This is a genomic window from Bacillus sp. mrc49, assembly GCF_002803435.1.
In genome coordinates this window covers 380,932-393,844 of sequence record NZ_PHNG01000709.1, presented here as the reverse complement: position 1 = coordinate 393,844, position 12,913 = coordinate 380,932, and the positions used below count along the sequence as shown (strand labels likewise).

Annotated in this window: 12 protein-coding genes; 9 read left to right on the top strand and 3 right to left on the bottom strand. The window is 39.0% G+C overall.

Annotated features, from left to right (window positions below; genetic code table 11):
- Nucleotides 1–303: 303 nt before the first annotated feature.
- A complete protein-coding gene (locus tag CVN76_RS19015; protein WP_100532579.1) occupies nt 304–942 on the bottom strand; it encodes an FMN-dependent NADH-azoreductase in 639 nt (212 codons plus the stop codon).
- Between the two features lie 64 nt (nt 943–1,006).
- Complete coding sequence (locus CVN76_RS19010; protein ID WP_100532578.1) at nt 1,007–1,648, bottom strand: NAD(P)-dependent oxidoreductase; 642 nt, start codon at nt 1,646–1,648, stop codon at nt 1,007–1,009.
- Between the two features lie 134 nt (nt 1,649–1,782).
- Here CVN76_RS19010 and CVN76_RS19005 point away from each other — a divergent pair, with 134 nt between their 5' ends.
- From CVN76_RS19005 to CVN76_RS18980, 5 genes are all read left to right on the top strand, one after another.
- Nucleotides 1,783–2,136: a winged helix-turn-helix transcriptional regulator gene (locus CVN76_RS19005; RefSeq protein ID WP_100532577.1), complete on the top strand. Its 354-nt coding sequence runs from the start codon at nt 1,783–1,785 to the stop codon at nt 2,134–2,136.
- A gap of 173 nt (nt 2,137–2,309) precedes the next feature.
- Complete coding sequence (sftI, locus tag CVN76_RS18995; RefSeq protein ID WP_100532575.1) at nt 2,310–3,650, top strand: sulfoquinovose isomerase; 1,341 nt, start codon at nt 2,310–2,312, stop codon at nt 3,648–3,650.
- 84 nt (nt 3,651–3,734) lie between these two features.
- A complete protein-coding gene (locus CVN76_RS18990; RefSeq protein WP_100532574.1) occupies nt 3,735–4,469 on the top strand; it encodes a GntR family transcriptional regulator in 735 nt (244 codons plus the stop codon).
- A gap of 27 nt (nt 4,470–4,496) precedes the next feature.
- On the top strand, nt 4,497–5,930 hold the full coding sequence (locus CVN76_RS18985; protein WP_100532573.1) for an aldehyde dehydrogenase family protein: 1,434 nt from the start codon (nt 4,497–4,499) through the stop codon (nt 5,928–5,930).
- 82 nt (nt 5,931–6,012) lie between these two features.
- Nucleotides 6,013–6,915 carry an AEC family transporter gene (locus tag CVN76_RS18980; RefSeq protein WP_100532572.1) on the top strand — a complete coding sequence of 301 codons (903 nt, stop codon included), beginning with the start codon at nt 6,013–6,015 and terminating at the stop codon, nt 6,913–6,915.
- A gap of 794 nt (nt 6,916–7,709) precedes the next feature.
- Here CVN76_RS18980 and CVN76_RS18970 read toward each other — a convergent pair.
- Complete coding sequence (locus CVN76_RS18970; protein WP_100532570.1) at nt 7,710–8,942, bottom strand: Gfo/Idh/MocA family protein; 1,233 nt, start codon at nt 8,940–8,942, stop codon at nt 7,710–7,712.
- Nucleotides 8,943–9,524: 582 nt separating this feature from the next.
- Here CVN76_RS18970 and CVN76_RS18965 point away from each other — a divergent pair.
- The 4 genes from CVN76_RS18965 to CVN76_RS31130 all read left to right on the top strand — a co-directional run bounded on the left by CVN76_RS18965 (nt 9,525) and on the right by CVN76_RS31130 (nt 12,909).
- Entirely contained in the window at nt 9,525–10,922 is a 1,398-nt protein-coding gene (locus CVN76_RS18965; protein WP_100532569.1) for an MFS transporter, read from the top strand.
- 246 nt (nt 10,923–11,168) lie between these two features.
- Nucleotides 11,169–11,849, top strand: coding sequence for a transaldolase family protein (locus CVN76_RS18960; protein WP_100532568.1), 681 nt, complete (start codon nt 11,169–11,171; stop codon nt 11,847–11,849).
- 77 nt (nt 11,850–11,926) lie between these two features.
- Entirely contained in the window at nt 11,927–12,622 is a 696-nt protein-coding gene (locus CVN76_RS18955; protein WP_100532567.1) for a DUF4867 family protein, read from the top strand.
- Nucleotides 12,623–12,741: 119 nt separating this feature from the next.
- Nucleotides 12,742–12,909, top strand: a complete 168-nt coding sequence (locus CVN76_RS31130) for a hypothetical protein (protein ID WP_157805707.1) — start codon at nt 12,742–12,744, stop codon at nt 12,907–12,909.
- The last annotated feature ends 4 nt before the right edge of the window (nt 12,910–12,913 follow it).

The window sequence follows — 12,913 nt, the reverse complement described above, 5'->3', positions numbered from 1 at the left end:
GTTGCACAAAGCTTCGACTTGCGATATATTTCCATATGCTGAAGGAGTTTGTCTTTTTCAAGGAAACGATTCGAATACTTTAAACGGATTTGTCTTTGTTAATCTCCTTTATAGCCATTCGGTAACATTCACTTTCATTATTATATTTTCATTTCTCCTTACCTGTAATGAAAAATTTACAGTTCGAAATTAAAAAAATATGACAGTTTAAGTAATGAACAATAAACTGTCATATTTTTTGTTTAGAGATTACCGACTAAAGGAATGTGACGATAGCGATACTTTTTGTAACAATAGATTCCTTTAAAATCTTTGAGCTAATTCTTTTGCTTCCTGAATTCCTTTTTCTTTAATTTCCTGTGCACGATCAGGATATTGATTGTGTCCTTCGATAAATATCCCTTCCAATGAAGGGACACCGAAGAATCCCACAAGTAGGTTTTTAATATAACGGTGTCCCATTTCCAGATCAGCTGTCGGTCCTTCAGAATAAATGCCGCCACGCGCTTGAATATGCAAGGCTTTTTTATCTGTCAATAAACCGACTGGTCCGGTTGCCGTATATTTAAATGTCTTTCCTGCTACTGCAACGGAATCAAGATACGCCTTCATAACAGGAGGGAAGGAGAAGTTCCACATAGGTGTAACGAATACATACTTATCAGCGGATACAAATTGTTCACTCAACTCTCCAAGACGATTGACTTTTTCTTTTTCCTGATCGGAGAGTTCTTCAAATCCTTTTCCTGTTTGAAGTTTTCCCCACCCACTGAATATATCGGCATCTAGTGCAGGAATATGCTCCTTATATAAGTCGATATGAACCACTTCGTCGTTAGGATTACTCTGTTTATAGGCTTCAATAAAAGAGCTTCCCGCCGCCAAACTAAAAGATTGTGTATGATCAAGTGGATGTGCTGTAATATAAAGGACTTTAGCCATAATCAATACCTGCTTTCCAAAGTTTATAAAGTAGCCTCGATCTTTAAAATCAAAGCCCTATCATTTATTCTGCTTCACCAACAAGGGTGAATCGTTCATTCACATGTTGTGGATTTTCAATCTCATCCACTACGGCGATGGCATAGTCAGCATAACTAATGTAGCTTTGCCCTTTACCATTTAAAATGACATGATCTTTTCCTGACTGATAGGAGCCGGTTCTTTTCCCTTCCGGATCGAAGAAACCTGCAGGGCTGATATAAGTCCATGTGATGGAATCTGATTGCTGCAACTCCTCAAGCTGTTTCGCTGCGTTGGATGCAGTCGGATATACAAAGTCCGGGAAATCTGGTGTATCCATAAGTCTTGTTGTATGGGTTTCATCAACAAAGAGGCTCCCGGCACCGCCCACGACGACCAGTTTTGTCTGTGGGGCTTCATTAAGGGCTTTAATCAATACTCTACCAGCATCTACATATAAATGTTCCTCGGCTTCTGGTGCCTTATAGGTATTGACCACTACATCAAAGGATGTAAGATCTGATCCGGTTAGCGCAAAAATATCTTTTTCAAGCACATTAACGTTCGTTTCGGTAATTTTTGAAGCATTTCTCACGATTGCCGTTACGTCCATTCCTCTATCTTTCGCTTCTTTCATAATAAGATTTCCAACCTTGCCGCTTGCTCCAATGATTCCAATTTTCATCCTTTATTCCTCCCAAAAGCATTGTTTGATAAAGCATAGTCATATATTATTACTTTAGACGTTACTTTGTAAGTAGTGATTTTTAAATAACATAGTCACAAAAACAAGACCATCAGGAAAAGGAGGTAGTTAGCATGGCTCGTACATCATTTCAGGGGGAAATCCCCAACGAACAGATAGAAGTATGCCCTGTCACGCATGCTCAAAATGCAATAGCAGGCAAATGGAAAATAATCATATTATGGCATTTGAAAGAGACAAGGCGGTTTGGTGAGCTTCAAAGATTGGTCCCCGGAATTTCTAAGGGAATATTGACAAGTCAATTAAGGGAATTGGAAAAAGATCAAATGGTCATAAGGAAAGTATATCCAGAAGTGCCCCCAAAAGTAGAATATTCGCTCGCAGACGCAGGGAAAGGTTTCATGCCCATACTAGAAAGTATGGGTGACTGGGGAAAGAAATATGCCTTCAACAGCAAAAATTCTTAATCCTGCGATACTTAATGGAAAAAAATCAAGCAATCGTGCTCTCGTGACATTTTTGTCTCAAGAGCTTTTTTTGTTCTTCGGTGAGATGTTTATCTTTTTTGTTGATAAAGATAGGTATGTATTTTATAATGGTTGTAATGAATTTTTCGCCATTGAAAATAGGGGGTTCGTACATGCTTAACACGGTCGTTTTATATTTACCCATAGGTAGAAAAACATTTGATATTGAAGCAGCTGAAATATATCGCAGGCAAAGTATGGATTGGTTGGAAGAAAGCTGCAGCCATCTTGTAGCACCAGAACAAACCGTGACTTCCGTTGAGGATCTTCAATATTTTTTAGATTCTATAAAGGATGTGAAAGTCGACACGGTTTTATATCAAAGTGTTACATTTGCAGATGGGGAGTTCATGGTCAAAGTTTTGGAATATTTCAAGCAACCTGTGATCGTTTGGTCAGTACGCGAACCAAGCGTTGGGGGGCGTTTGCGTCTTAATTCATTAACGGGTGGGAACAGTACAAGCAATGTCCTGCGTAATCATCAACATCCTTTTGCATTTGTATTTGGGAATCCGGATGAAGAAGATTTAAGAAAGCGTTTACTAAGACAATTTAATGTTATGCGTGTATTCAAGGCATTAAGTGAACTTAAAATAGGTGTTGTAGGTGAATATCCACCTGGTTTCTTCTTCTCACAAGCGAATGAAGGAGAATTGCAAACAGCACTTGGTGTTACACTTCATAAGATTGATTTGCAAGAGGCATTTGCACAATGCGTGGAACTTCCAGAGCAAGCATGGATCGGTGAAATTGAACGTGCCGAGAGACAGGTCATTGGGTTGAACAGAAATGATGAAACCGTAACAAAATTCGCTCAATTTTCAACATACATCAAAAAACATATCGAGCAACAAGAATTGGACGCATTAGCGATGCGGTGTTGGCCGGACTTTTTTAACGAGTTGGGAGCAGCACCATGCTCGACGCTATCCCAATTCACGGAAGACGGAATGGTAACATCTTGTGAATCGGATATTCACGGTTCGGTTTCCATGTATATTCTACGTGAATTAGCTGGTGGCAATGCCCCGTACTTAGGCGATTTAGTCCATGTGGATGAAAAGAAAAATTCGGTTGTATTTTGGCATTGCGGTGCCGGGGCATATTCACTGGCAAACCCTTCTACAGGGGCAACAGTCGGTGTACATCCAAATCGTAAAATAGGGTTTGCCATGGATTTTGGTTTGAAAGCAGGCGTAGTAACGATCTTTAGAGTAAGCCATACACCTGAAGGCTATCGTTTTTTGGTAATGAAAGGAAATGCATTGGATGGAGAACAGCCTTTTTCAGGGACTTCAGTGGAAGTTGAATTAAAAACAGATGTAACGGACACACTTTACAAACTTATGCATGCAGGCTACGAACCCCACTTCGCGTTAGTTTATGGAGATGTAACGGAACACCTAATTGAATTGGGACGAATGCTTCAAATAGAAACCGAAATATATGTCTAAAAGAAACAGGATCGCCCCTTATAGCAATGGCTGGTTTATGATATATACTTTATCGTAAAGACTGGCTAAAAGGAGTTGGACAACATGAAAAATATGATAGATGCCAATAAAAATGTGGCTCTTTATTTACAGGTGAAAGACATTTTAGTCAAGCGCATTCAGGAAAAAGTATGGAAAGCAAACGCTTTAATACCAACCGAACAAGAGTTGATGCAAGAATTCGATGTTAGCCGTACTACATTAAGGCAAGCGATTTCCATTCTTGTTCAAGACGGATTATTGGAGAAGAAGCAAGGAAGAGGAACAATCGTAAAGCCCCAACCCCTTATCGGCGGGAGTCTAGGAAGACTGAAGGGATTAGCGGAAGAAGTAACCGAGAGAGGTTTAACCCCCAATTCAAAATTACTGCGTGCAAATTTCACACAAGACTTATATTATGAAACATCAATGCTTCAACTGGCAGAGGGAGAAGAAGTTTTCGTGATTGAGAGGATCCGTTTCGCAGATGATGTTCCTATTGCAATTGAACGCTCATGCTGGCCCAAACATATTGGAAAAATGTATGAAAAACATGACCTGAATAGTGCAAAATTTTATGAAATCTTAGAGGGAAATGGAATTTCGTTAAAACGGGCGAAAGAAAAAATCTGTGCAATCAACGCAACGATTTACGAAGCTGATTTATTGGGCATTCGCGGCGGTGAAGCTTTGCTTGAAATGACAAGGCTAAGCTTTGGATTCGATGATAAACCACTTGAGTTTACTATAACCAAATATCGAAGTGATAAATATCATTATGATATTGACCTTTTTAGGTGATTCTTAATAGAGCGGGGGAGTGGAGAAATGACGAATTCAACACAAGTTAAGCAACATGGTTTATTAGTGGCGGGTCATTGGGAGAAAACGTCAGAAACAATGATGGTATTAAACAAATATACACAAGAACCGGCTGCTGAAATCTCGGTAGCGACAAAAAAACATGTGGATATAGCTGTAAAGAGTGCGAAAGCTGCGTTAAAACAGAATTTTTCACCGTATGAACGATATGAGGTATTAATGAAAGCGGCTCAATTGTTATTAGAGCGCCGCGAAGAATTTGCCAGGATCTTAGCGATTGAAGTTGGAAAGTCCATTCGTGAATCACGCGGAGAAGTGGATCGTTCAGCTCAAACCTTACAAATATCTGCAGAGGAAGCAAAGCGCATCCACGGAGAAGGGGTTCCTGTTGAATCAGCTCAAGGTTCAGAGAATCGCATGGCCTTCACCATCCGTGTTCCTGTTGGCGTCATTGCAGCTATCACTCCGTTTAATGCACCGATCAATCTGGTCTGCCATAAAATCGGTCCAGCACTTGCGTCCGGTAATAGTGTAGTCTTAAAACCTGCTGAAGTCACTCCAATCTGTGCCATTAAACTGGCATCCTTATTGGAGGAGGCTGGGCTACCAAAGGGACGCCTTCAAGTGCTGACTGGAGATGGTGCAAAAATAGGTGAATGGTTACTGGAAAATCAAGATGTTAACATGTTTACTTTTACCGGAAGCCCTCGAGTGGGAGAATTAATCCGTTCAAAGGCAGGCTTACGTAAAGTGTCTCTTGAATTAGGGAATAATTCAGCGACCATCGTTCATAAAGATTCGGATTTGGAAAAAGCGGCAACTTTAGTTTCACAAAAAAGCTTTAATAATGCAGGACAAGTTTGTATATCTGTCCAACGAATCTATGTTCATAAAGATATCTATGAAGCTTTTGTTGCGAAGTTAATAGAAAAAACGGAAGAGTTTGTAGTAGGCAATCCATTGGATGAAAAAACAGATATTGGACCGATGATTCGTCTTACTGAAGCGGAGCGAGTGGAGGCATGGGTGAAGGAAGCGGTGGAACAAGGGGCCCGGATTGAGGTTGGTGGCAAACGTGACGGCGCCTTCTATTTGCCTACCATTTTAACGAATGTAAAGGATGACATGAAAGTTTGTCGTCAAGAAGTGTTCGGTCCAATTGTATCGATTGCCACATATGAAGAAATAGACGAAGTGATCGCTAAAGTAAACGATTCTGATTATGGATTGCAAGCGGGGCTCTTCACGAACGATTTACAATTGGCCATGAAAGCAGCTCGTGAAATAGAAGTGGGAGGACTTATCGTTAATGATGCGTCGGCATACCGGGTCGATCATATGCCTTATGGCGGCGTGAAGAAAAGCGGGAACGGAAAAGAAGGTCCCCAGTATGCCATTGAAGAAATGACGGAAGAACGTATCATCGTCCTGAATTTATGATCATGATAAGGACCTAGAGCCGTAAGGATCTAGGTCTTTCCTTTAGTAGATGACAAAACAAAAGGTAATGAAGGTGACAACAATGGAGTTTTTAACTATCCTCCTGCCGGTTTTCGGTATTTTTGCGATTGGGTTTATTGGACAAAAGAAAATCGGCTTTGATACAAAGACAATCTCAACAATGGCACTTTACTTAATGTCGCCAATTCTTGTATTTCGAACTTTTTATACTACCCCATTTACTATAGACTACCTATACCTTACTTTTTACACATTTGCTCTTTGTTTTTCCTTGATTGCGGTTGTGTATGTCATTTCTTATTTTCACGGGTATTCTACTCCGGAAACATGCGGGATGATCTTGGCTTCGTCCTTTATGAACAACGGAAACTATGGTACCCCTGTAGTTCTATTACTCTTCGGTGCCACTGGTCTAAAATCTGCCATTGTGTTAATGGTAATACAACAGGTGGTGATGTGCACTGTGGGCGTGTATTATGCCGCAAAAGGGAGTCCGGATGGTAATGGGATACGCTCAGCTCTTCGGGCAGTTCATCGCATGCCCATCGTATATGGCGGGCTTTTAGGTGCTCTTTTTCAATTGCTGCATATCCCACTAAGCAATTCCGTACAAGAGGCCGTCAACTTAGTGGCTGATGCCGCAATTCCTACTGTAATGATTGTACTAGGCATGCAGCTTGCCAACATTTCAATAAAACATATGGCCAAAGCCAGGATCTCTTGGTCGCTCCTTATCAAGCTTGCAATATCACCTGCAATAGCGTATGTGCTAACTCTTTTCTTGCCGGTAGATGAGATGGTTAAACAAATCATGATCATCATGGCTGCCATGCCAACTGCTGCCAATACGACGATGTACGCGCTTCAATTCAATACCGAGTCAGATTTCGTTTCTAGTACGACACTTATCAGTACTTCGTTAAGTCTTGCCACATTGCCTATTATATTTATGATTGTTTTATAAAGTGATAGTTCCCATAGATGTTTTCATTCAAAATGCAGGCAAACCTGATAAAAATCGAGTTTGCCTGCATTTTTTCATATGTGTGCACCATTTGGAGGTTGCTTTTCGCTCTGAATGAAAACGTAAGTGGACTCCAGATTGCCAATAACTTTGGAGGATCTGTCCGAAATCTAAAAAGGCTTTTTTCGCATGCTTTATTGCTATTCGCTAAGTATTGCCGTATGGTTGATTTCCCCTCCAATGCTCAGCTTTCAAGAGGGCGGGCGAGGAGAGGAAGAGGAATCGAACGCAAGGCAGCGATACTCCTGCGGGAAATGCGTGTCCAATTCCAATTTCCTAACCAGAGATAATTTCTTTTATAATGAAGAATTGTATGATTAGTCTACCATTGGCTTACCTGTATAATTTGGTGAAGGAGAGGTAGCCAGGGTAGGAAAACCTTTAGATATATCGACATCCGTCCCATATACGTCCTCGAGTAAAAGTAGGATTACTTCGCAGACAGTACTATGTACGATGCCTTTTAGTGTGTTGCACTCAATAAATGAAGGGGGATTTGGAGAGTGTCTTTATCAATGCTAGTTCCTTCTATTATAAGGTGCTTGTCAGTGACTTGCCATTTCATAAGCGATGGAGAGGATGGATAGTGGGGGCTACCCCTAAAGTTCAAAAGTAAGAAATATGAAAAATGCGGCCCTACCCGTATAAAGGGTAGGGCCGCATTTTTCATGCTCCTCTGTATTACAAGGTTCTTGTGACCATCAAACGATTAAATGGCGGATGCACCGATTCAATTAATTAGAGACAGTCGCTTTCTCATTATGAACTCTCTTTAACAATTCATCAATGTATACTACTTTTCCTGTTTTAATGGATTCTTCTGCTGCAATCCCGACGACAATGGACCAAAAGCCTTCTTCAACAGTGGCAGTGGTGGTTGAAACGCCTTCCATATTATCAATGAAGTATTTGTGTTCATAATACGTTCCGCCATTATGTCCACTGCTTTGGATAACAGATGGATAACATGGAGTGGAGATTCTTGTAGGTTTACTTTCACCACTTAAAACTTCCAGATGTGTATTTGGTCGATTCACCGGTAAAAAATCATCGTTTTCATAGGCTCTTAGTCTTCCTTCATCTCCACATATCGTAATTTCTTCATAGAACATAGGAGAAAACATGCACAAATTAAAATTCGTGTTCACACCGTTTTCATAGACGATATTGACATTTGCATGATCGATTACATCAGATTTTTGTTCTTTATATTCAAAATCATTAAAATTGACAGCGCTTCCTCCGGTTGCATAAACGAAAGAGGGCTTGGATTGGGCAAATAAGTTTAAAAGGTCAAAATAATGACAACATTTTTCAACGAGCGTACCGCCTGAATATTTAGAGAATTTATTCCATTGGTTTACTTTATCCAGGAATGGAACTCGATGTTCTACAATGCTGATTGTTTTAATATCACCAATTGATTTTCGCTCGATCGCTTCGTGAATTGATTCGTTGTAAATCGCTTTGTAACGATATTGAAGGCCGATTTGAAAGATCCCTTTATAGCCATCGGCAAGTTCTTTAATTTCCAATGCATCATTTAAATTAGTAGCCATTGGTTTTTCTAGTAAAATATGCTTTCCAGATTTGACTGCTTCTCTCACAATCTCAAGATGGGTATAATTCGGCGTACAAATAATTAGTCCATCTACTTGTGAATCATGACAAGCTTCCTCAAGAGTCCGATACTCTACTAGATCATGTCCAGGGAAGTTTTCCGAGAACATCCTTTTCGTATTTTCAATACTTTTCTTATCTAAATCATAAATGCCATGAATGGTCGCTCTTCCCTCTAGCATGGTAACTTTAATATGCTCATGGCCTATCATCCCGGCACCAATTACGTTAAATTTATATTTTTGTTTTTCCTTTTTAAAAATGTATTTATCTTCTTCGGATAAGTAATCAACATTTAAAAAACTCGAGAAAAAATTACTGTTTAATTCTTTTCTTTTTGTACTCATATCAAAAACCTCCATGTAATTTTGTTAATCATAAATAGGTACTACCCGTTTTTTCATGTTCTTTCGAATTTCACTGGTAATCTATAAATATGGAACTAGCGGTAACTCGGGTAAACATAGTTACCTTTAAATAAAAATCAGTATCTTTGTTCATTATAAGAATACGTTTACAGAATTACAAGGGATGATTATAAAAAAAAGAAAAATTCTGAAAAAAACGTTCCTGTGCCGCGAAAGAGGTTTTAGGAACTCTGGTATGAATTATTTATAGAGGTTAGTAGATTTGAAAGCAGTCACGGCCAAGAAGATTGAATTTTTCAAAAAAATGAAAAAATATATGGAAAAGGCTTGCTATTTTGTATGCGTTTTCATAATATAGTAAAACATAATAACTTTTTCAAAAAGATAGTAATGTTAGAAATGAGTTTTTCTAAAACGATGGAAGGGGGCACAGGCCGTGGAAGATTTTCAGCTGACAAGAACGTGAAAGTTGAGTGTGCGCATTTCTTATGAAGGGTTAGTGACGATTAGATAATTGGCATTTCTTTAATTTTAAAATTGGTATTTAAAAGGAGAGAACGTATGGAACAATCAGTCGTTCAAAACATGGAACGTCCAGTTGATACTTCTAAGAAATTAAAGCTTAAGGAAAAAATAGCGTACGGAATGGGGGATGTAGGAAATAATTTTTTATTTGATCTAGGTCAAATCTATTTACTTAAGTTTTATACGGATGCACTTGGACTGCCATCAGCAACAGCTGGGTTAATCTTCTTAATTACAAAAATATGGGACGCTTTTGCCGACATTACTGTAGGCACATGGGTGGACAATCGAAAAAAAATTGGTCCAAAAGGAAAGTTCAGGCCGTTTATCCTTTACACGGCAGTACCGTTAGCCCTTATTACAATCGTTAGTTTCACCAATCCTGATTTTTCACTCACTGGAAAAATGATTTGGGCTTATGCAACCTATATGGCATTTGGTACCATTTATAGCATTTCAAATATTCCTTACGGTTCAATGGTTCCTGCCATGACCAAAGATCCTGTAGAAAGAGCGGAGTTGGCTGCGTTTAGGCAAGCAGGATCAAACATGGGCCTATTGATTACTACGGTTGGATTCATGCCTATCGTTTTACTTTTCAATAGTGAATCCACTGGATACATAGTGGCGGTATCGGTATTTGCTTTTTTAGGTGTACTATTTCAACTATATTGTTATAAGAATGTGAAAGAAAGATATGTGTACGAGAAGCCAAAAGAAGCTCAGGTGAAACTGAGTGAGAGTTATAAAGGGTTGTTAAAAAATACCCCTCTTTTGATACTTTGTTTAGTGAACTTGTTTACTTTTTCAGCTTTCAATGTAAAGCTCGCAGTACAAGTATACTATTGCCAATATGTATTGAAAAATGTTTCAATCGTCCCTTACATGGGCTTTTTCAGCATTGGCTGTGTGTTTATAGGTGTAGCACTAGTTCCGTTCATGGTTAAAAAAATCGGAAAGAAATACACGTACATTCTTGGTTGCGCAATTTGGGCAGTTGGCGATTTATTAGCTTATATTTTTGCTGATAATGCCGTAATATTTATCATTTTAGCTTGTTTTGCCTTCTTTGGAAGTGCATTTGTCAATAGTTTGAACTGGGCATTCGTTTCTGATGCGGTTGAATACGGGGAATGGAAAACAGGCAATAGATCGGAAGGCGTGGTTTATTCATTCTTCACTTTCTGTCGCAAATTATCTCAGGCTCTAGCAGGTTTTATCCCGGGTATTGTTTTAGGGCTAGTCGGGTACGTTCCCAATGCCGTGCAAAATGCTAATGTGGTAGAAGGGATTAGAGGACTTATGTTCATATATCCAAGTACATTGGCCATGGCAACCATTATTGTAATGGCATTCTTTTATAAACTATCAGATGATAAATACAATAATATCGTAAAAGATCTTAATGAGCGTAAATCAGGTATACCTATGTAAAAAGAATCAAGTACATGACTGCCGGATTAAACTGTGATGATTTAAGTTGAAGGGCCCGTAATGTTGGTATAGTGTAGCCTATTTTACATTAAAAAACGAACGGGCACTTGGCATGAAAAATAACTTTACTAGAATTTGTAAAGAAAAAGCTTGAAAGATAGAATACTTTTTTTTATTATAGAATCAAAGGTAGTAACATTTATTAAAAACGTAGATATGTTTAAATGACATGAGGAGGAATAAACTATGAAATATTTTTTGGACAGTGCCATTATGAAGGAAGTGCGTTATGCTTATGAAAATTGGGCCATCGATGGGGTAACGACGAATCCTCGCCATATCATGTCCAGCGGTAAACCATTCCTTACCGTGTTAGATGAATTAGGAAGCGAATTTAAGGGCGTTGAGAACTTTCCTATTTCAGTGGAGATTAATCCTCATTTAGACGATGCAAAAGAAATGGTTGAAACAGGAACGAAGATTGCACAATTGTCTTCCAATTTCGTCATTAAAATTCCGTGTACAGAACCAGGTTTGATTGCGGCGAGGGAATTTGAAAAAGAAGGCATCCCTACGAATGTCACGCTTGTTTTTTCTCCTTCCCAAGCCTTGCAAGCTGGAAGAATCAAGGCTAGTTTCGTATCGCCTTTCGTTGGATGGAAAGAAAATAGCGGGGATGACACGACTCAATACATTCAAGATATCGCAAATATCTATAAAAGGTATAATTTCGAAACCGAAATTATCGTGGCCGCTTTGCGGAATGGCAAACAAATCGTGGATGCCGCGAAAGCCGGGGCTCATATCGTGACCTGTGGCTTCGATGTTTACAAGGAAAGCTTCCATCACGCATTTACAGATTATGGATTGGATAAATTCCGCAATGCCTGGGACAACACGATTACGGAAGCACCAGTATTGAAATGATAATAAATAACGTTGAAAGGTTCCTCATGGATTTTAATTTGAGGGCCATTAAAATGGAGGAAAGGAGCTGAGTGACCTTGTCAAAGTATGAAGCGATTAGAAGTTTAAATAAACATATTTCCATTTTCCATGTTGAAGATAGCAGGTTTGCACCATACGGTAAAATAATCATTGGATATAATTTTCAAGAGCTGCAAACATATATGAAAGAAATGGAGATTCCTCAAGATCATAATATCTATATACCTTCAGTTTCCGATATGGAAAATACGAGCGTGAAAGAACGGATTCAAACTGCCTTTTATGGAGAAATGCCGATTCAAATTGGATATTGTAATGGCCCGAACTCAACGCTGAATGGTTTAGAATATCATAAAGGCAGTGAAATCAACATTGCGGTGACAGATATGGTTCTTCTATTGGGAAGGGTACAAGACATTCACGACAATAGCTATCTTTCTCCTAATGTAGAGGCATTCTTTATACCAAAAGGAACGGCGATAGAGTTATATAGTACAACCTTGCACTTTGCCCCATGTAAAGTAAACGAAGAGGGGTTCAAGACAATCGTTATTTTGCCGGCCGGCACAAATGAGCCATTAAATCAGGAGATAAAAAAAAGAACGGAAGAGGATAAACTATTATTCATGAAAAATAAATGGCTGATTGCTCATCCTGAAAGCAAACAATTGGCAAGTAAAGGTGCATATGCCGGAATAAATGGTGATAATATCTCAATTTTCCATGAAAAAAATAAAATGAAAATCAAATGACTAACTTCATAGCTGCAAAAGAGGTGGGAGCTTTATGTCCCGCCTTTTTTATGTTCTCCAAAGCTTTCTATAAGGAAAATCCGGAAGTAGGCCGAATTAATTCAAGTGGGGTCGGAAAAATGGCGAATACGGACAAAGTTATTCCATGCAATACCGAGATAGCGGCGAAGACGACCCGAATATTCGAGAACAGGATCAAGTCTTGCGAAGGCAGCAGGGTTGTTACTCAATGGAGAAAAATGCTATGGTGGATGGATGAAGTAAGAAAACATGGAGAAAAGAAGTGAAATA

Coding starts and splice junctions, on each gene's coding strand:
- CVN76_RS19015 (WP_100532579.1), bottom strand. CDS start 942: ATGGCTAAAGTCCTTTATATTACAGCACATCCACTTGATCATACACAA.
- CVN76_RS18970 (WP_100532570.1), bottom strand. CDS start 8,942: ATGAGTACAAAAAGAAAAGAATTAAACAGTAATTTTTTCTCGAGTTTT.
- sftI (WP_100532575.1), top strand. CDS start 2,310: ATGCTTAACACGGTCGTTTTATATTTACCCATAGGTAGAAAAACATTT.
- CVN76_RS18965 (WP_100532569.1), top strand. CDS start 9,525: ATGGAACAATCAGTCGTTCAAAACATGGAACGTCCAGTTGATACTTCT.
- CVN76_RS31130 (WP_157805707.1), top strand. CDS start 12,742: ATGGCGAATACGGACAAAGTTATTCCATGCAATACCGAGATAGCGGCG.
- CVN76_RS19010 (WP_100532578.1), bottom strand. CDS start 1,648: ATGAAAATTGGAATCATTGGAGCAAGCGGCAAGGTTGGAAATCTTATT.
- CVN76_RS18985 (WP_100532573.1), top strand. CDS start 4,497: ATGACGAATTCAACACAAGTTAAGCAACATGGTTTATTAGTGGCGGGT.
- CVN76_RS18980 (WP_100532572.1), top strand. CDS start 6,013: ATGGAGTTTTTAACTATCCTCCTGCCGGTTTTCGGTATTTTTGCGATT.
- CVN76_RS18960 (WP_100532568.1), top strand. CDS start 11,169: ATGAAATATTTTTTGGACAGTGCCATTATGAAGGAAGTGCGTTATGCT.
- CVN76_RS19005 (WP_100532577.1), top strand. CDS start 1,783: ATGGCTCGTACATCATTTCAGGGGGAAATCCCCAACGAACAGATAGAA.
- CVN76_RS18990 (WP_100532574.1), top strand. CDS start 3,735: ATGAAAAATATGATAGATGCCAATAAAAATGTGGCTCTTTATTTACAG.